A 19,611-nucleotide genomic window follows, 5' to 3' on the forward strand; every position below is an offset into this window, starting at 1 on the left:
CGGACCGCCTTTGGTGTCTGCAATCGCTGCGCAGGCCAGTCCGGTCCAACTACCGGAATGTCGCCCACAGCTTTAACAGATGAAACGTATTGTTTGGATCGATTTTTTGGCCGATAATGAATGCGATAATTTGCTCCTCTTGCGTCTCTGTCAGTTTCTCTGATAAAGCGGCTGATGCAGACTTTACCAGCTTGCGCACCTTCATGCGATCCTGCAGATCATACTTCGTTACTGTGCTTAACATCTGCTTCATCCGGTCCTTGACGACCGGATTTTTCATTTTGTACTTCACCCGTTCCACGAGATCTGGCCGGATTCCGTATTTTTGATAGCTCATCGAAGGCACCTCCATCCGGCAGCGCTGCGTCCGCCCGCCGAGACTGGCAATCGCTTATACATATGCCGGGTATCCATGAAAGTTACCTTCTTTTAATCAATCTGCTCACCCTGGAATAACGGAACCTTCAGCAGCCGCTGGCGAAGCTCAGCATAAGTGGATGCGGTCCAAAAATCAGGCTCTCCCGTCAATTCCGCGGCATCCTCTCTTGCTTCCTCCAGCGTCTCATAATCGGCTACCATATCCGCAAGCTTAAATTCCGGCACCCCGCTCTGCTTCGTTCCGAAAAAATCACCCGGTCCCCGCAGCTCCAAATCTTTGCGTGAAACCTCAAAGCCGTCATCCGTTTCGGTCATTACCTTCATCCGCTCCCGCCCCGTCTCCGACTTGGGATCAGCGACGAGAATACAGTGAGATTGATGCTCGCCTCGCCCGACCCTGCCGCGCAGCTGATGCAATTGCGATAAGCCGAACCGCTCCGCATCGATAATAACGATAAGCGTCGCATTAGGCACGTCAACGCCAACCTCAACAACAGTCGTTGCGACGAGCGCCTGCGTTTCATTCACGCTGAACGCCCGCATCGCTTCATCCTTCTCAGCCGTTGTCATGCGGCCATGCAGCAAGCCAACCTGAAGTTTCGGAAGCGACATCGCAATCGTCGCATGCATCTCAATCGCGTTTTGGACATCCAGCTTCTCCGATTCTTCAATAAGCGGGCAAATGACATACGCTTGGCGCCCTTGATCAACCTCGCGTTGAATAAACTCAAACACGCGATCCATCGCCGACGGCTTCGTCCAATATGTCTTGATCGGCTTGCGGCCCTTCGGCCGTTCGCGCAGCGTTGAGACGTCCATATCCCCAAATGCCGTAATGGCAAGCGTACGCGGAATCGGCGTTGCGGTCATCGTCAGCACATCCGGGCTTAACCCCTTGCGCCGCAGCACGCTCCGCTGGTTCACGCCGAATCGATGCTGCTCATCCGTCACAACAAGGCCAAGCGAGCGGAAAATAACATCGTCTTGGATAAGCGCATGCGTTCCAACGGCGATGTCGATCATCCCCATCTGCAAGCCAGCTAGCGTGTCACGCCTTTTTCGGGCCGTGAGGCTCCCAGTCAACAAACCGACCTCGACACCCGTACCGTCAAACAAGCGCTGCAGTGACCGAAGATGCTGCTCAGCCAATATTTCCGTTGGCACCATCAACGCGCCCTGATGGCCCGCTTTAACCGCCGCATACAGCGCAATCGCAGCAACGACTGTTTTGCCCGAACCGACATCACCCTGCAGCAGCCGGTTCATCCCATGCTTCTGGCGCATATCCTGCGTAATTTCGTTGACGACCTTCTTCTGCGAATCGGTCAGCTCAAACGGCAGACGCGCGGCAAAATCACGAATTACGGCGCTATCAATCGGGAATGCCATCCCATCCGAGCGCGTCCGAATTAATGAACGGTAAGCCTGCAGTTTAAGCTGAAACCAGAACAGTTCCTCGTAAACAAGCCTTCGCCTTGCCCCTTGCCCTTCTGCCGCTCCATCCGGATGATGAATGCGCAATATCGCATCCCGCCGAGGAATAAGCCGGTGCTTGCTAATCAATTGAGGGGGCAAGCTGTCCTCGATGAGGTCGCCGAATTGGACTAATGCTTGCCCTATCGCCTTGCGCATAAATGCCTGCGTTAAGTTGCCTCCCACGGAATAAACAGGCTGGAGCGATCCTGAGCGGGCCTTCCCGCGATCAGGAAACTCCGACTCTGATACCGTTAGCTGATGCCGGTTAGCATCCCATTTGCCCGTCAGCGTAATTTCCCGGCCCAGCACAAGCTGGTCCTGCAGAAACGCGCGATTAAACCACACAGCCGTCACAAGGAAATGATCAATTTCTACTTTGCAGGTCATCCGAGCTTTCCCCCGGCCAAACCGCGCTACCGCAGGCAGGCTGCGAATGTGGCCCTGAACGGTCACTTTCTCTCCGTCCTTCACTTCCGTCAAGTCCCGCAGGCGATAATCCTCATACCGAAACGGAAAATAGTCCAGCAAGTCAGCAACCGTACGGACGCCAAAGGCGTGAAGCTCGCCTTCTTTCTGCGCGCTCACGCCTTTTACTTGCCGGACCGGTATTTGATCCAGCTTCATTTTCACTCACACCCTATGCATAAAAAGGCCTACGGTGCCTGGACCGGCATGCGTGCCGATAACAGGACCCAGCTCGTAGAACGTTGTATGATCGACGTTAAAATTCTCCTTCAGCAGCGCACACAGCTCGTCCGCAACGCCTGTATGCTGCGCATAAGCCACTGTGATAGCGACAGGCTGCTGCGTGTCAAAATCTTTGTGAAACAGCTCAACGATACGATTCATCGCTTTCTTCTGTCCACGGACTTTATCAACCGAAGTAACGACGCCGTCCTCATCCAGCGTTAAGATCGGCTTAATATTCAGAATAGATCCAATGAGCGCCGATGCCTTGCCGATTCTGCCGCCTTTTTGCAAATATTCAAGCGTATCGACGAGAAAATAAAGATGTGTCGCCTTGCGCATGCGCGTAATCTCTTCCACGATCTCATCCATCGTACAGCCGATCCGAGCCATCTCCGCCGCTTTCAAAACGAGTATGCCGCAGCCGCTAGACGCGGATTTGGAATCAAAAACAGTAATATTGGCTGCGCCTTCCCCTTCTACCATCGAAGAGCCGATAACTGCCGATTGGTACGTGCCGCTAAGCGCAGCAGATAGATGGATAGATAAAATCTGGGCATCCGGCTGTTCCGCCAAAATGCGCTCATACGTTGCTGCGAACGTGACCGAGGCCGGCTGTGACGTTGTCGGCGGCTTATTCGAAGCCTCTAGCTTCTGATAAAAATCATCAGGCGTGATCGTTATCGAATCCAAATAGGATTCCTCGCCGAACAACACTTCTAACGGCACCATCTCAATCCCTAGCTGCTCCCTAATTTCGGCCGGAAGATCGGCCGTACTGTCTGTGACAATTCGAATCATAGGCATACGTTCCTCCCCCTTCCTGCAACGTTATTCAATCGCGAACAAATACGGATACAACGGCTGTCCGCCAGCCAGCACTTCCAGCTCAACATCGGCATGCTCCGACGCCACCCATGAAGCCAGTTGCTTCGTCACGTCATTGTCCGCATCTTCGCCCGTGAGCACGGTAATTAAATCGCCGCCGTCCTCCAACATGCGGTCCAGCAGTGTTCTGCATGTATCCAGCAGGTCTGCAGTCGACACGACGATCGCCTTCTCGCGAATGCCGATAAAGTCGCCTTCCCGAATGCTCACATCGTCGATATTCGTATCGCGAACCGCTTGCGTCACTTGCCCAGTGCGAACAGAATCGGCAGCGCGCTTCATCCAATCTGCATTCCGTTCAACAGATTCATCTTCTTTGAATGCGAGCGCGGCGGCCAGCCCTTGCGGCACTGTACGTGTCGGTATAACTTTGACGCTGCGGCCCGAGAGCTCAGCAGCTTGTTCGGCAGCCAAAATAATATTGCCGTTATTGGGCAGCAAATAAATATGCTCAGCTTGCAGCACTTCAATAGCTTTCAGGAAATCTTCTGTGCTTGGGTTCATCGTCTGTCCGCCCGACAATACAATGTCAACATTGTTGTCCAGCAAAATATCAGCGATGCCTTCGCCCATCGCAACGGCAATGATGCCGTAAGGCGCAAGCTCATGCACTTGATCCGGCGAAACGGACTGCGGCGCAACGCCGCCTGTCAGCACCTCGGCAGCTGCCAATGCTTCTGCTGCCTGCTGGTCATCCGAAGCGGAATGTGCTTCGCCCTCAAGCAAATCACGATGCTGCTCCCGCATGTTAAGAATGTGAATATCAATCAACTCACCATAAGGCAGCGCGAGGTTCAACACATCGCCTGGCCTGCGCGAGTGAACATGCACCTTGATGACATCATCGCTTTCGATGACGAGAATCGAGTCCCCATCCTTCGCAAGCGCTTCCTTGAAGCGCCGTTCATCGAAAGCAGGCACGGTACGCCCTGCGAGCTTACGGTCGATGAAAAACTCCATATCGTACAGGAATTCAATATCGCCAGTAGCCAGCTTCGACTGGGCTGAGGTTGGCGCTGGACGGGCTGCCTGAACGGCAGGCTGTGCGCTCATGCCAACATCTTCTGGCCATGCCGCTTCTGTAATAACCGGTTCATCTGCAGGCATGTCCGATGACAATACTTTGGCGAAGCCCTCGTATATAAATACAAGCCCTTGGCCGCCAGAGTCCACGACACCAACTTGCTTCAACACGGGAAGCTGGTCTGGCGTGCGCTGGAGCGCTTCATAAGCCTTGGCATGCACTTCACGCATAAGCTCGTCTGCTGTAGCCGTCCGGCGAGCAATCTGAACGGCATGTTTAGCGGCTTCGCGCGCAACAGTCAGAATGGTGCCCTCCACAGGCTTAACGACGGCCTTGTAGGCCATGTCGACGCCATTTTGGAGCGCTGCAGCCAATTGAACCGGGCCTGCCTCATCCATCGCTGCGAGCGATTTAGAAAACCCGCGGAATAGCTGCGACAAAATAACGCCCGAGTTGCCCCGCGCGCCCATCAGCAATCCTTTGGAGAGCGCTTCTGCTGCTTTCCCTAGGCTTGGCGAAGGTTTGCTATGCAGCTCTTTCATGCCAGAAGTCATCGTTAGGTTCATGTTCGTCCCTGTATCGCCATCTGGCACCGGGAAGACGTTTAACGCGTTTACATGCTCTGCATTACGCTGTAAGCTTTCCGCACCGGCAGCAGCCATGCGGTGAAAATCAGTTCCGTTTATCATGCGTTTGCTCAACAAAGATTCCCCTTCCTAACTACTTGAGTACCCGCACGCCTTGGACGTAGATATTAACGAGGTCAACCTCTAATCCAATCACATCGTTAAGCACATATTGGACTTTCGTTTGAATGTTATGCGCGACTTCGGATATTTTAGTTCCATAGCTTACTATAATATGAAGGTCAATTTGGAGGCTATCGTTATCCCGGCGCACTTCTACACCGCGAGACAGGTTGTCTCGGCCAAGCATTTCCGCAATGCCGTCTTTCAATTGCTTGCGGGACGCCATGCCAACCAATCCATAGCATTCCAATGCCGCAGAGCCTGCAATAACGGCAATGCATTCGTCTGTAATGAGTACTTTTCCGAGCTCGGTGCTGAGCTGCAGTGGCATGGAGATCCGCTCCTTTTCCGTATGTATCTCTATTGTGGACTTTTCAACATTGTACTATAATCCTTGACGTTATAGAAGCATGCCAAACGAGGCTGACCCTCGCAGCATTAATCATGAAAACGCATCCATAAGCAATCGGATTACGAAACGATGTATCAAAGCGCCCTCTTCCAGACGTTCCTGTCAGCCGAATGCTGTAAATTCGAGTAACATTATCGCCATTTTACAATGTTTTTCGACAATTATCTATAGCATAACGAAGATAGTGGACGCAAATTGCGTTCTGCAAGTGATTTTCTTCCCAAAACAAGCCTAAATGAGGCTATTTGCCATCTCCCCTTCACAGCCCCCTTCTCAAAATGAGCAAGGACTAGACAAAGAAAAGGCAATTGTGATACGATAATCAAGTATGTTTATATGCGCTTCTTGTGACGAGAAGCCGGTTATCATGAAGACGTATGACTAGCAATTTCAGCGGAAGCTTTCCATGCTGTTATGCTCCGCCTAATGAGCGGATGCTTGCGAAGCCAGATGCTCCGCATCGATTAAGGAGGTGTATCCATGTCTCGCAAATGTGCAATTACGGGTAAAGCGCCTGGTTCAGGCAACCACGTATCCCACGCGAACAACAAAAACCGTCGTACTTGGGGCGTAAACGTTCAAAAAGTGCGTATCCTCGTCGACGGCAAACCGAAACGCGTATGGGTTAGCGCCCGCGCGCTGAAATCCGGCAAAGTAACCCGCGTATAATAGGCCCGGCCAATAGCCGACGCCAGCAGAAGACCGTGTCTTATGACACGGTCTTTTTTGTATGGCGAGCCTATACATATAAAACGACTGTACTCTGCGTATGCAAAATACAGTCGGTATAGGCTTGCTTCCACGATCGAACCATCGTCAGCTCGGCCGCATCAGCTTTTTTGGAACGTATTCAAGATGGCCTTGACGAAACCGCCTAGAAATTTAGGCAGCTTGATCGTGTAAAATTTCATGCCCCATCCCTCCTCAAACGCGCTCATCGGTTAATCGTTGCCTTCATAACGCACAAATGGTTACAAGAACCTCGGATCTTCGCGGAACCATCGTTCATGTAACCATCCTATGCGTAATCAAGTCGTCCTATTCCAGCGCGCCCAGGCCTAACCTGCAGGGGGAGGATCGTAAGTAGCAATCGTAACAATCACTGTAAGCAACAAATACCAGATGATCGAGAGCACGATGAACCACACCCTCGGAGCCAGATTCTCGATCTTGCGGAACGAACGCAGCACAATAACGAGCGCCAGCAGTGAGAACACGAAACGAATGGGCCCATCCACGGTCGCAAACAGCGTCAAGCAAATCCCGGCAAGCCAACTGAAGAAAGCAACAAATAATCCTGTGCGTGGCTTGCGGTCTAGATCTTCAAATTTTTCCATGATGTGCCTCCTGTAGCCAAACGAAAAGCCAGCCACACGGCCGGCTCACGATTCAAAGGATGAAATGCGGTTTAACGAAGTGAAGCGACAGCAGCAGCCCGGTCCGAAGCGCCATACACATAGCTTCCAGCGACTAGCACATTCGCTCCAGCTTCGCGTACGAGCTTCGCCGTCTCTGCATTAACGCCGCCGTCTACCTGTACATTCATGTGCTCCAAGCCGCGTTCCTGCAGCATGGTGCGCAGCTGGCGCAGCCTGCCGACAGACTGCGGAATAAATGCTTGTCCGCCAAATCCCGGATTAACGGTCATAATGAGGACGAGATCTAGATCGTCCAGTACAGGCTCGACAGCCGATACTGGCGTACCTGGATTAATTGCTACACCGGCAGGCAATCCATGCTCTTTGATCAGTTGGACGACGCGATGCAGGTGAACACATGCCTCTGCGTGCACCGTAATGCGGTCTGCTCCCGCTTTAACGAAGGCAGGGATATAAAGCTCCGGCTTCTCAATCATCAGATGGACATCAAAGGGCAGCTTCGTATAAGGGCGAATCGATTCGATTACGACCGGGCCAAAGGTCAAGTTGGGCACGAAATGCCCATCCATGACATCAATATGTATCCAATCCCCACCGGCTTTTTCAGCCGCTTGAACATCCTCCCCAAGTTTTGAGAAATTAGCCGATAAAATCGACGGTGCAATAATGGTCATCCGTTAGTACCTCCGTTTTTTCTCTTTCATCTCTTCCATGAACGCCAAATAATGCGCGTGGCGCCCAGCGTCAATCTCTCCTGCCTCCAATGCGTCAAGCACCGCACAGCCTGGTTCGTGATCATGCGTGCAGCCACGGAACTTGCAGGACGGCGACAGCTCCCGCATTTCCCTGAAGCAGTAGCCTAGATCTTCGATGCCAAGTTCTTCAAAGTCCAACTGGCTAAATCCAGGCGTGTCCGCTACGAAGCCGCCAAAGCCTGTTTCAATCAGTTCGACATGACGTGTTGTATGCTTCCCGCGCCCCAGGCGATTGCTGATAGCGTTGGTCTCTAGTGCCAGTCCCGGAACAAGCGCATTAAGCAAAGAGGACTTGCCTACGCCAGACTGCCCTGCAAAGACAGACATCCGATGATTAAGCCGTTGCTGTAGCGGCTCGCAGCCTTCTGACAGGCGCGAGCTTGTCTCGAACACTTCATAACCAAGCGGCTCATAGACAGCCCGTACGCGGCGTAGCGCCTCACGGGCACTTTCGCCCTCCTTGCCTTCTGTTAGCGCGAGATCACTCTTGCTTAAGCAAATCACGGTATCAAGTCCCGCGTGTTCAATATGGACGAGGAACTTGTCTAATAGCTGAAAATTTAACTCAGGCTCCGTAACCGAGAAGACAAGCACCGCCAGTTCGATGTTAACGACTGGCGGGCGAATCAGCTCGGACGTACGCGGCAATATTTGTTCAACTGCCCCATCACCGTTATCCGTAAGGGAATAGACGACGCGATCACCGACGAACGGAGAGACGCCCCTCTTCTTGAATATCCCCCGTGCACGGCACTGAACAGGCTTGCCCTGCCCCGTATCCGGTTGAACATAATAGAAACCTGCTAACGCTTTGACAATCGTACCCTTTAATTCACTATTGTTGGCCATCTGGCTGGTTACCCTCGTTTCCGTCTTCTGGAACGGTGTTAGGATCGGTTCCTGCTGTGTTCGGATCTGTCGGTTGGACCTCGCCTTGTGCAGGCTGGTCAATGACGGGCGGCGGCTCTTCCTTGCCAGGCACCGTTTGCTCGGATGGCTCCTCAGCCGAATCGTACGTAACTGGGAACGAATCGACCAACAGCCCGTCGCGGAATACCATGACCATTGCATCCTTATTCGGAGCTACGATAACCTTGATCGTGAATCGCTGCGTATCTTTGATTTTGCGCTTGCCCCACTCAATATTCTCGCCGGTAGCGTCGGAATATACAATCCGGATCTCACTTGAATGGCCCGCCTGGGCAGGAGAAATGACAATAGGAAGCTTCCGCTGTATCGCATCTGATGGCAAGCCGGAGCTAACCGTAATCGACACTTCTGCGCCTTTCCCTACCTGCGCGCCTTTTTCGTAAGGGAATTGCGCCAATACCGTGCCTTCTGGCTCATAGCTTGGTTCCCGGACGATATTATCATCCGAAAGCTTCAATCCTTGTTGGCTTAGCAGCACTTTTGCTTCTGCTTCTTTCTTGCCTACCAGATCTGGCATCACGACCGTTTCTTGCCCTTTGCTTATGGTAAAACGAACGGCAGCGGTCTTCGGATCAAACGGCTCACCGGCTGCCGGTGTCTGTGACAAAATCGTGCCCGGATCCTCGTCGCTAAACACTTTATCGCTGCTGCTTATACGATCCTTGGATACGCCAAGCGCCTCCAGCTCCTCCATAGCCGCTGTAAGCTGCCTTCCGCTATAGTCCGTCATTGCAGACAGCTCAGTACCCTCACTCACGTAGAGGCGAATGGACGCGCCTTTCTTGACCTTCATATTAGCCTTGGACTGCTCATAGACGATCCCTTTCGCCGCTTCATTAAACTCCCGAATAATCGGCTGTTCGACCATCAAGCCCGCTTCCTCAATCGCTTGGACCGCCTGCGCTTCCTCCATATTCACAACATACGGAACAGGGACCTCTGGAACATCCAAGCTGTTCGAGACAGACTTAACCGCGAAGTAAAGCCCTGCAATGACGACCAATGTCAAAATGATCATCGGCAGTGGGCGCTTCCACCACGGCTTAGGCCCTTTCTGCTTCTCATCCTCCCACTCGATCGTCTGCGTATTCGACGCCGCTTGCTGAGAGGACGCCTTTTCACGCGAAGAAGGCACTTCAGGAGCAGCAGGACGCACTTCAGGCGCCGACTGCCTAATAGCTGGCATGACACGCGTCTCGTCCAAATCTCCCGCTTCGCTGAAGAACGTCGCCTTCGGCTCATGCAGCCGCTGAGCCTGCAGGGAAGTTTCCAAATCCTTCAGCATCTCGCTTGCCGAAGCATAGCGCTCGCTCGGATTTTTGCGCATTGCCCGCAAGATAACGTTTTCTACGCTCTGCGGAATGAGTGGGTTAATCGCTCGTGGCTCAACAAACGTTTCCTGCAAATGCTTTAGGGCTACGCTGATCGGGCTTTCCCCCTGGAAGGGCAGCTTGCCGGTCAACATTTGGTACATAACGATGCCTAATGAATAGAGATCCGACTTCTCGCCCGTGCTTGTCCCTTTGGCATGCTCCGGCGAGAAATAATGCACAGAGCCTACCACAGAGCCAGTCTGCGTAATGGTTGAAGCCGTGACAGCACGCGCGATGCCAAAATCGGTCACTTTCACTCTGCCATTGTTGCCAATAAGAATATTATGCGGCTTAATATCGCGATGAATAATTTGGTTCTGATGAGCATTCACTAACGCATCGCAAATCTGTGCAGCGATATGTATAGCTTCGTCCGGCTGAAGCGGCGCACGCTCTTGAATAATTTCGTTCAAGTTGCTGCCTTCCACATATTCCATGACGATGTAGTGCACTTCATCCTCTTGCCCTACATCATAGATGCTGACTACGTTCGGATGAGAGAGAGAAGCCGCCGATTGCGCCTCCCGGCGGAACCGTCGAATAAACTCCTCATCGTGAACGAATTGCTGGCGCAGCACCTTGACCGCAACCTTCCGGTTCAGCAGCAGGTCATGGGCTTTATACACAAGCGCCATGCCCCCGCCGCCGATCCGGGTAATAATTTCGTAACGTCCTCCAAGTTCATGTCCGATCAATATTCGTCACCCCTCTCGATTCTTACTGGCAGCTCCTTGCAGCAAAATGACGGTAATATTATCATCGCCGCCTGCTTGCAGTGCCAGTTGAATGAGACGATCCGCCTTGCCATCAAGATCGAGCGTCTCCGATTGCAGCGTTTCGAGCATTTGCTCATGACTAACCATATCCGTAAGCCCGTCGCTGCACAGCATTAACAGATCTGCCGGCGACAAACTGGCAATGGAAACGTCCGCCTCAACTTCGGGATCGGTGCCAACAGCCCGCATGATTACGTTACGGCGTGGATGATTGGCTGCTTCTTCAGCCGTAATCTGGCCTGACTTGAGCAGTTCGTTTACAAGTGTATGGTCGTCCGTCAACTGAATGAGGCCGTCTGCGTCCAACCGATAAATCCGGCTGTCGCCAACATGGCCAATTACAGCCCTTTCGCCCTCAATCACAGCGACAACGACCGTTGTGCCCATATTGCTGTAGCGTTCGTTGCGCGAGGCCGTATCAAATACGATCTCGTTAGCAGACTTGATCGCCGCCCGCAATATGGTTTCACATTCCTCATTAGACATCCCAGGTGCAATCGCACCGAGCGACGCGCTAAGCGCATCGACGGTCAGTTTGCTTGCCACCTCGCCTGCGAGATGGCCGCCCATTCCATCAGCAACAACTGCCGCAACAATTCCTCCCTGCAGCTCCTCAACCCAATGGCTGTCCTCGTTCTCCTGTCGGACGCGTCCGATATCCGTCCGGTTAGCCGTAATCAAATCCGGATCACCTCGCCGTGGATTCCATATGCTTCGCCCGCAATTGACCGCATGCCGCCGCTATATCGTGGCCTTGCTCCCTGCGGATCGTTGCATTGATTTTGTTCCTCTCCAATATACGCTGGAATTCAAAAATATCGTCGCGTGGCGTACGCACGTAATTCCGTTCCGGCACATGGTTAACCGGAATGAGGTTGACGTGGCAAAGCATGCCTTGCAGCACTTGCGCGAGCTCTTCTGCGTGCTCAGGGCGGTCATTCACGCCGCCGATCAACGCATACTCAAACGTAATGCGGCGCCCGGTCTTCGCGATGTAGTAACGGAGCGACTCCATCACATCGTTGAACGGGAAACGGCGGTTAACTGGCATCAACTTCGAACGAAGCGCATCGTTAGGCGCATGAATCGAGATCGCCAAGTTAATTTGCGTATTCTCATCCGCAAATTTATAAATATTCGGCACGATGCCACTTGTTGACACCGTAATGTGCCGTTGGCCGATATTGAGCCCTTTTTCGTGAATCATGATCCGAAGGAAGTTCATTGTCGGCTCATAATTTTCGAAAGGCTCGCCTGTTCCCATGATTACAATGCTCGAGACGCGTTCATTCGTAGCATCCAGCAGCTGTTGTGCCCAAACGACTTGCGCGACGATCTCGCCTGCCGTCAGATTGCGTTTCAAGCCGCCCAGTGTCGACGCGCAAAACGTACAGCCGACGCGGCAGCCGACCTGCGTCGTTACGCAGATGCTGTTGCCGTAATTGTGGCGCATAACGACCGTTTCAATCGCGTGGTTGTCATGCAGCCCGAATAAAAACTTGACGGTGCCGTCCTTTGACTCGAACTTCGTAATTTCGGAGAGCGTGACAAAAGCAAACTGGTCATCCAGCTTTTGCCGGAAAGCTTTCGGCAGGTTCGTCATCTCTTCGAAGCTGCGCACCCGCTTCACATAAAGCCAATCGAACAACTGGCCTGCGCGGAAAGCCGGCTCGCCATTCTCTTTGACCCATGCCTGAATTTCTTCTAGCGTATAGTCATAAATGAAAGGTTTCGTCTGTTCTTGTATCTGTTCGCCCATCTGTTTATCACACCTAAACCTTAAAATAATACGGACACGAGTTTATCGTATCCGTTGTCGTTTATTTTACCACAAACGCCCATGCCAGACTACAAGCGGCCTAAACCGTACGTTTGCGCATCGTTGCAATATAAAAGCCGTCGCTGCCAAAATGGTTCGGAAGCAGCTGCAGAGCTCCTGTAAATTCCCCTTGCACCGCACCTGCAGACCGCAGAGCCTCCAGCAGCTCGACTGGCCATTCCGTATCTAGCGTATATTCCGGGTGATCCTTGAGAAACTGTCTGATTTGGAAATCATTCTCGTCGCGATCAATCGTACAGGTGCTATACACAAGCCTTCCATCTGGCTTAACAAGCCCAGCAACACCATTGATCAGCTTCTTCTGAATCGCAGCGATATCCCGGATGTCGCCTTCCGACTTGGTCCACTTGATTTCAGGCTTGCGTGCAATAACGCCAAGGCCCGAGCAAGGCGCATCCAATAACACGAGGTCGAACGATTCCGGGGAATACCGCTGGCCGAGCTCCGCTGCATCGCCGGTTACAGTTTCCACACATGTAAGGCCAAGCCGCTCCGCTTGCTGCTGAATGAGCGCTTGCTTATGCGGATGAACGTCATTGGCAATGACACGGCCCACATTGCCCATCAGCTCTGCAAGATGGGTCGTCTTGCCGCCCGGTGCCGCGCAGCAGTCCAGCACGTTCATGCCGGCAGCAGGCCGTGCCGCCTGTGCAACAAGCATGGAACTCTCATCCTGAATCGACCATCGGCCATCGCGGAAGCCGATCGTATCGGCTAGGCTTCCGCCACGCTGCGCGATAACGCCGGAAGGCGATACGGCAGACTTGGCTGCCTCGATGCCGGATTCGGCGAGTATCGCAATCGCTTCCTCCCGCGTCGCGCGCAAAGGGTTGACGCGAATGCTGGCATGCGGCGGCTCATTGCCCGCCGCACAGATTTGTTCCGCCGCCTCTTCGCCATAGGCGGCGATCCACCGCGCGACGAGCCACTCGGGATACGAGTGGCTCAGCGCAATGCGAAGCGCCGGGCTCGCAGCCGAATCGGCTGCAGCTTCCGGCGCGAGCTCTTCGCGGCGGCGGAGCAGGTTGCGCAGCATGCCGTTAACCATGCCGGATATGCCGGCATGGCCGCGCCGCTTCGCGATCGTCACCGCTTCGTTGACCGCCGCGTGCGCGGGAACGCGATCCAAGAATAGCAGCTGGTAAGCACTTAGCCTCAGCAGTTGCAAAACCCAAGGTTCAAGCTTGCCAAGCCCTTTGGCAGCAAGAGAGGACAACGCATGGTCAATCGATAAGCGGCGTTGCAGCGTGCCGTAGACCAGTTCAGTAGCCAGCCCAGCATCTGCGCGGGACAATTCCGCATACTGCAAAGCGCTGTTCAAGACGAGGTTGCTGAATGCTCCCTCCCGCTCAATCTTAACGAGCACATCCAATGCAACCTCACGGGCAGTTGCAGGGCGCCGTGCTGGGCGAGGCGCCCCTGCAGGTTGTGCGCCGCCTGGTTTCTTTCCGCCAGCGGTGTTGTTGCCTGATCGGCTTTGCCCGCCGGCAATCGGCTTTCTCATGCCAGCAGCGCTAGGCTTTCCTTGCTTGGATTGCGTAGATGGCTTCGGCTTGCTGCTGGTTGCGCGCCCGCTATTACCTTCCGTCTGCCGGCTCATTGCAAACCTCCGCCGAATTGCGCCCCTGCTTCAAGGCGAGCGCCCTTCAGCCAATCCGCAGCCGGCATCGCCCGCTTGCCCGCAGGCTGAATGTCTAGCAGAAGAAGAGCGCCTTCCCCTGCCTGAACAGCAATTCCCTCTGGCGATGCCGACAAGACAGTCCCTGGAGGCACAGCAGCTTGTACACCGCTATTCGTAGCCGCGATAGCCTGGCACCGCCAGATTTTGAAAGGCTCGCCATTCCATTGCGTAAATGCGCCAGCCATCGGCGATAGCCCGCGCACTTGGTCGTACAGCTGCCGCGCTGTGCGCGTCCAATCAATACGTTCGTCTTCCCGCGTTAAATTCGGGGCGTAAGACGCATCATCATGCTGCTGGGGCACAGCTTGGACAGTGCCCGCTTCGATGGAGGGAAGCGTCTGCATGAGCAGGTCCGCACCCGCTGCACTCAGCTTCTCGAACAGCGTGCCCGATGTATCAGCCTCATCAATAGGCACTTCTACACGGCTGATCATGTCCCCCGTATCAAGGCCCTCTGCCATGTACATAATCGTCACGCCGGTAACTTGCTCACCATTAATAATGGAACGCTGGATAGGCGCTCCGCCCCGATATTTCGGCAGAAGCGAGCCATGCACATTAATACAGCCGAGCGGCGGCACATCAAGCACCGCCTTCGGCAAAATTTGGCCATATGCAGCCGTTATAATTAAATCTGGCGCAAGCGAGGCAACAAGCGCAATCGCTTCCTCACTGCGCATCCGCTCCGGTTGGTAAACGGGAAGGCCATGCTGCAGCGCTGCTTCCTTCACAGGAGGCGGCGCCAATTCACGCTTCCGCCCCTTCGGGCGGTCAGGCTGCGTAATAACCGCAATCACGTCGTGGCCGTTAGCCAATACGCGTTCTAAGGAAGGGACCGCAAACGACGGCGTCCCCATAAATACGATTTTCATGCCAAGCTCACTCCCCGCTCTTCCGACGGCGAGACTGCTGCTGCGTAATGTCATACACGTTTTCTGCCAAGTCCGTGAAGAGAATGCCGTTCAAATGGTCAATCTCATGCTGGAACGCACGCGCCAAGAACCCCGACGCATCCACCTCGATTGGATTGCCATTACGGTCCTGGCCAGCCACTTTCACGCGATCTGCACGGCTCACATCGCCGTTCAAATTCGGAATGCTTAAGCAGCCTTCCGGACCGAATTGCTCACCTTCGCTGAGCACGATAACGGGATTGACAACCTCGATCAAACCACTTTCCTCTTCGCCAATGTCTACGACGATGACACGTTTGGAAATGCCGATTTGGGGCGCAGCAAGGCCAACGCCTTCCGCATCGTACATCGTATCTGCCATGTCATTAAGCAGCTTGTGGAGGTTAGGCGTAAACTTTGTTACTTCCTTCGCGACTTCGCGCAATACTGGATCTGGCTCTTTCACAATAATTCGAATGGACATAATAGGTACCTTCTTTCTTCGATGATTGATGAACGGGAACCGCTCACGCGGCAAAATAAAATTCGATTTATAAAATCATATGAGGATCGACGTCAATCCCGAACTGCACGCCTCGCCCTTCTGAACCTTCCATGAATGGTCGGATCGTTTCGCGCAGCAACGCTGTAGCGTCAACGTTTCCCCGATATTTTATCATACATTGAAAACGGTAGCGATCCTTCATCCGTGCAATCGGTGAAGCTACTGGACCAAGCACATCCAGCGCTCTTGGCCCGCTCGTGCCGTCTACACGGCCGAAAACGCCAGCAGACACCGCAGCGTCCCGAAGCCGCTGGGCGAATCGATCGCCAACATCCGTTAACAACGGAAGCTGCTCATGCGACATCGTCACCAAAATAAGCCGGCAATACGGCGGGTAGCCCATCGCACGTCGATGCGCAAGCTCCTCCCGTACGAAAGCATCATAATCATGATGCTGCGCCGCTTGAATCGCATAATGCTCAGGCGCGTAAGATTGCACAACGACTTCGCCGGGCAGCTCATGCCTTCCCGCACGCCCAGCCACCTGCGTTAACAATTGGAACGTTCGTTCTGCCGAACGAAAATCAGGCAAATGCAGCGAAGTATCGGCAGCAACGACGCCTACTAGCGTCACATAAGGGAAATCGAGCCCCTTCGCCACCATTTGCGTGCCGAGCAATACATCCGCTTTTCGTTCGCCGAACTGCTTCAGCAGCTTTTCATGCGAACCTTTCTCGGTCGTTGTGTCCACGTCCATCCGAATGACACGAATGCCCGGAAACAGCTTCGCTAGCTCTTCTTCTACCTTTTGCGTCCCCGTTCCAAAAAAACGGATATGCTCGCTCTCGCACGATGGGCACGAAGAAGGCGCACCCTCGGAATGCCCGCAATAGTGGCAGCGCAAAACACGCGTCTTCTGATGATAGGTTAACGAGATATCGCAATGCGGGCACGCTGCTGTGTACCCGCAAGTACGGCACATAACAAACGTGGAATAGCCTCTGCGATTCAACAGAAGCACCGACTGCTCGCCCCGTTCAAGCCGGTCTGATAAGCCCGCATACAACGTGCGGCTGAACATGGAGCGATTGCCCCCTTGCAGCTCCTCCCGCATGTCGACGACCGTGACGGGCGGCATTGGGCGGCCTGCCACACGATCCGGCATAGCGAGCAGGAGCGGTGCACCCCCGCCTCCGTTCCCGTTGTTGCTGCCGGATGAACGGACAGCAGTCGCTGCAGCAAACGACTCCAGTGACGGAGTAGCTGAACCTAGCACAACGGTAGCGCCGTGCTGCTTTGCCCGCATAATCGCCACGTCGCGCGCATGATATTTTGGGCTTTCCTCCTGCTTGTAGCTGGATTCATGCTCTTCATCGATAATCATCAGCCCGATTGCTTCAAATGGGGCGAAAATCGCTGAACGTGCACCGACTGCAACCTGTGCACGGCGCTCACGGATTTTGCGCCACTCATCATACCGTTCGCCGTTCGATAGCCGGCTGTGCAAGACAGCAACCGCATCCCCAAACCGCCCTTTGAATCGCTCCACCATCTGTGGCGTAAGCGAAATTTCGGGGACTAGCACGATTGCTTGCAGCCCTTGGTCTAAGCAGCGCTGAATCGCTTGCAAGTACACCTCTGTTTTCCCGCTTCCGGTTACGCCGTGCAGCAAATAAGGCTTCGGCTCACGGGCATCGATAGAAGCGACAATCCATTTCAACACTTCCTGCTGGCCTTGCGTTAACGGCAACGGCTCAGTTCGCTGGAACGTACGCCCCGCGTAAGGGTCACGCGACGCCTCTACTTCCCGCATCGTTAGCCAGCCTTTGTCCACTAGCGCTTTAACCGTAGAAGCTGTCGTCCCCAATTGTGCCAGGAGCTGCTGCAACGGCATAGGCCCTTCTGCATCAAGCATAAATGCAAGAACATCCCGCTGTTTGCCAGCACGCGCTGGCCAATCCGCAAGCGCTTCACGCGCCCCTTCCCGATCAGCGGGAGGAAGGACGGTCTGAACCTTGCGAATGCCGACCTTATCCCGGATGGCGACCTGCTCCTCCAGCAAACCAATTCGAATCGCTGCTTTCACATAGGCCCCTGAATCTGGGAATCGTTCACGTAACGTATCCAGTTTGGCCGGGCCACTTCGCTTGAGCCAATCCCGCATGCCGTCCGGCAACAGCACCGCTGCTGCAGCGGCAGGCTCCTGCTCCTCGAACGCTTCGCTTAATCGGACCGTCCGTTCTGCTTTGCCCTTCAGCGCGGCTGGAAGCATGGCCTGCAGTGCAGCAATCATCGTGCAACAATATTTAACGCTAAGCCAGCCGGCCAGCTCGATCAGATCAGGCCTGAGCGGCGGCAGTGGATCAAGCAGCTCCGCAATTGGCTTGAGTCTGGACCGGTCGACCTCCGAAGCTTCGGAATGGACCAATCCAACAACAAACCCTTGCAGCACGCGCCCACCAAAAGGCACACCGACCCGGCTGCCCGCCTCAATCCAGCCTTCAAGCGCCAACGGCACTTCGTAATCAAATGGCCGATCGGTCTGCCGGCTCGGCACGTCAACAATAACGCGCGCAATCATCGGCCAGCCTTCCCAGCCTCTCGATTGGCCATCCGTTCCGCCGCTAGAGCGATAATGCGGCGGGCTGTTTCGAGCTTGGAAAGGAGCGGAAGAGATTCGACAATGCCGTCTTTGTCATATATGCGAATGATGTTCGTATCGGAATTAAAACCCGCACCCTCTTGGCTAACATCGTTGCCCACGATCAAATCGCATTGCTTGCGCTGCAGCTTATCCATCGCGTACCGATCCAATTCTTCTGTCTCTGCCGCGAATCCGACCAAATATTGCTTCGTTTTCTGCTCGCCAAGCGTCTGCAAAATATCGGTTGTTTTCTCTAGCTCCAGCACAAGGCGATCGCCAGACTTCTTCATCTTCTTATCTGCACGCATGACAGGCCGATAATCAGCAACTGCAGCGGATTTAATGACCATATCTGATTGCGGGTAACGTACAAGTACGGCTTTGAGCATGTCTTGCGCCGACTCCACTCGGACGAGGGAAACTCCGTCAGGCGGCCGTTCCGATGTTCTTCCCATCACGAGGGTAACCTCTGCCCCGTAATCTCTGGCGATTGCAGCCAAGGCGAAGCCCATTTTACCTGACGAATCATTCGTCAAATAACGGACAGGGTCTAACCGCTCTACCGTGCCGCCTGCCGTGATCAACACTTTTTTGCCTAACAAAGGCTTGCTTGCACCTTCGCGCAACATGTCACTAATCGAAGCGACAATCGATTCAGGCTCTGCTAATCTTCCTTTGGCGACATACCCGCAAGCTAATTGGCCAGTCTCAGGCGCAATAAACCGAACGTTTCGCTCAGCCAGCAATTGAATGTTGCGGATAACAGCGGGATGGCTATACATATGTACATTCATCGCTGGCGCAACAACGATTGGGCAGGTCGCAGCCAAAAGTGTTGTACTGAGCATATCATCTGCCAGCCCATTCGCCATCTTCGCAATTGTATTCGCAGTTGCTGGCGCCACTAGTATGAGATCCGCACGGTCAGCAAGATCAATATGGGAAACAACAGCCGGGTCACGCTCGTCGAATGTGTCCGTATACACCAAATTGCGCGATAATGTCTGCAGCGTAAGCGGCGTAATGAACTGGCAAGCGTTTTCCGTCATGATGACATGTACGTCAAAACCTGCTTGTACAAGTTTACTGCACAAGGCAGCTCCCTTATACGCAGCAATACCGCCGGTAATGCCGAGTATGATCGTTTTACCCTTCATTCGGTCATCGCTCCCTCTCGGAAAACAAAAAAATAACAACCGCAATCCGGTTGTCACTTTTTTG

Annotated in this window: 18 protein-coding genes; 1 reads left to right on the plus strand and 17 read right to left on the minus strand. The window is 53.8% G+C overall.

What is annotated here, in order from left to right; translation table 11 throughout:
• Positions 1-49: 49 nt before the first annotated feature.
• From GON22_RS01130 to GON22_RS01150, 5 genes are all read right to left on the minus strand, one after another.
• Positions 50-337, minus strand: a complete 288-nt coding sequence (locus GON22_RS01130) for a stage VI sporulation protein F (protein WP_160394285.1) — start codon at positions 335-337, stop codon at positions 50-52.
• A 92-nt stretch (positions 338-429) separates the two neighbouring features.
• The gene (gene recG, locus GON22_RS01135; RefSeq protein ID WP_160394286.1) at positions 430-2,478 is read right to left on the minus strand and encodes an ATP-dependent DNA helicase RecG; all 2,049 of its coding nucleotides are present in this window, start codon (positions 2,476-2,478) and stop codon (positions 430-432) included.
• Positions 2,479-2,484: 6 nt separating this feature from the next.
• The gene (locus tag GON22_RS01140; RefSeq protein WP_160394287.1) at positions 2,485-3,348 is read right to left on the minus strand and encodes a DegV family protein; all 864 of its coding nucleotides are present in this window, start codon (positions 3,346-3,348) and stop codon (positions 2,485-2,487) included.
• A 24-nt stretch (positions 3,349-3,372) separates the two neighbouring features.
• Complete coding sequence (locus GON22_RS01145; protein ID WP_160394384.1) at positions 3,373-5,142, minus strand: DAK2 domain-containing protein; 1,770 nt, start codon at positions 5,140-5,142, stop codon at positions 3,373-3,375.
• A gap of 31 nt (positions 5,143-5,173) precedes the next feature.
• Complete coding sequence (locus GON22_RS01150) at positions 5,174-5,533, minus strand: Asp23/Gls24 family envelope stress response protein (protein WP_160394288.1); 360 nt, start codon at positions 5,531-5,533, stop codon at positions 5,174-5,176.
• Between the two features lie 561 nt (positions 5,534-6,094).
• On the opposite strand from GON22_RS01150, the gene rpmB reads away from it, so the two are divergent.
• Positions 6,095-6,283, plus strand: coding sequence for a 50S ribosomal protein L28 (rpmB, locus tag GON22_RS01155; protein ID WP_160394289.1), 189 nt, complete (start codon positions 6,095-6,097; stop codon positions 6,281-6,283).
• Between the two features lie 161 nt (positions 6,284-6,444).
• On the opposite strand, the gene spoVM is transcribed toward rpmB, so the two are convergent.
• From spoVM to coaBC, 12 genes are all read right to left on the minus strand, one after another.
• Positions 6,445-6,525 carry a stage V sporulation protein SpoVM gene (gene spoVM / locus GON22_RS01160; protein WP_040711006.1) on the minus strand — a complete coding sequence of 27 codons (81 nt, stop codon included), beginning with the start codon at positions 6,523-6,525 and terminating at the stop codon, positions 6,445-6,447.
• A gap of 147 nt (positions 6,526-6,672) precedes the next feature.
• Entirely contained in the window at positions 6,673-6,951 is a 279-nt protein-coding gene (locus tag GON22_RS01165; RefSeq protein WP_160394290.1) for a hypothetical protein, read from the minus strand.
• Positions 6,952-7,022: 71 nt separating this feature from the next.
• Positions 7,023-7,667, minus strand: a complete 645-nt coding sequence (gene rpe / locus GON22_RS01170; RefSeq protein WP_160394291.1) for a ribulose-phosphate 3-epimerase — start codon at positions 7,665-7,667, stop codon at positions 7,023-7,025.
• A 3-nt stretch (positions 7,668-7,670) separates the two neighbouring features.
• Positions 7,671-8,597: a ribosome small subunit-dependent GTPase A gene (gene rsgA, locus GON22_RS01175; protein WP_160394292.1), complete on the minus strand. Its 927-nt coding sequence runs from the start codon at positions 8,595-8,597 to the stop codon at positions 7,671-7,673.
• Entirely contained in the window at positions 8,584-10,746 is a 2,163-nt protein-coding gene (gene pknB / locus GON22_RS01180; RefSeq protein WP_160394293.1) for a Stk1 family PASTA domain-containing Ser/Thr kinase, read from the minus strand. Before pknB ends, rsgA begins: the two co-directional genes overlap by 14 nt.
• A 6-nt stretch (positions 10,747-10,752) precedes the next feature.
• Positions 10,753-11,508, minus strand: coding sequence for a Stp1/IreP family PP2C-type Ser/Thr phosphatase (locus GON22_RS01185; protein WP_160394294.1), 756 nt, complete (start codon positions 11,506-11,508; stop codon positions 10,753-10,755).
• Between the two features lie 7 nt (positions 11,509-11,515).
• The gene (gene rlmN, locus GON22_RS01190) at positions 11,516-12,586 is read right to left on the minus strand and encodes a 23S rRNA (adenine(2503)-C(2))-methyltransferase RlmN (RefSeq protein ID WP_160394295.1); all 1,071 of its coding nucleotides are present in this window, start codon (positions 12,584-12,586) and stop codon (positions 11,516-11,518) included.
• 100 nt (positions 12,587-12,686) lie between these two features.
• Complete coding sequence (gene rsmB, locus GON22_RS01195; protein ID WP_160394296.1) at positions 12,687-14,267, minus strand: 16S rRNA (cytosine(967)-C(5))-methyltransferase RsmB; 1,581 nt, start codon at positions 14,265-14,267, stop codon at positions 12,687-12,689.
• Positions 14,264-15,220, minus strand: coding sequence for a methionyl-tRNA formyltransferase (fmt, locus tag GON22_RS01200; RefSeq protein ID WP_160394297.1), 957 nt, complete (start codon positions 15,218-15,220; stop codon positions 14,264-14,266). Before fmt ends, rsmB begins: the two co-directional genes overlap by 4 nt.
• Before the next feature lie 7 nt (positions 15,221-15,227).
• Positions 15,228-15,725 (minus strand): peptide deformylase, encoded by a 498-nt coding sequence (def, locus tag GON22_RS01205; RefSeq protein ID WP_006036480.1) that lies wholly within the window; start codon positions 15,723-15,725, stop codon positions 15,228-15,230.
• Positions 15,726-15,792: 67 nt separating this feature from the next.
• A complete protein-coding gene (priA, locus tag GON22_RS01210; protein ID WP_160394298.1) occupies positions 15,793-18,327 on the minus strand; it encodes a primosomal protein N' in 2,535 nt (844 codons plus the stop codon).
• Positions 18,324-19,547, minus strand: a complete 1,224-nt coding sequence (gene coaBC / locus GON22_RS01215; protein WP_160394299.1) for a bifunctional phosphopantothenoylcysteine decarboxylase/phosphopantothenate--cysteine ligase CoaBC — start codon at positions 19,545-19,547, stop codon at positions 18,324-18,326. The genes priA and coaBC overlap by 4 nt, the downstream gene beginning before the upstream one ends.
• Positions 19,548-19,611: the final 64 nt, after the last annotated feature.

Source organism: Paenibacillus sp. MMS18-CY102, assembly GCF_009789195.1.
Classification (GTDB): domain Bacteria; phylum Bacillota; class Bacilli; order Paenibacillales; family Paenibacillaceae; genus Paenibacillus_T.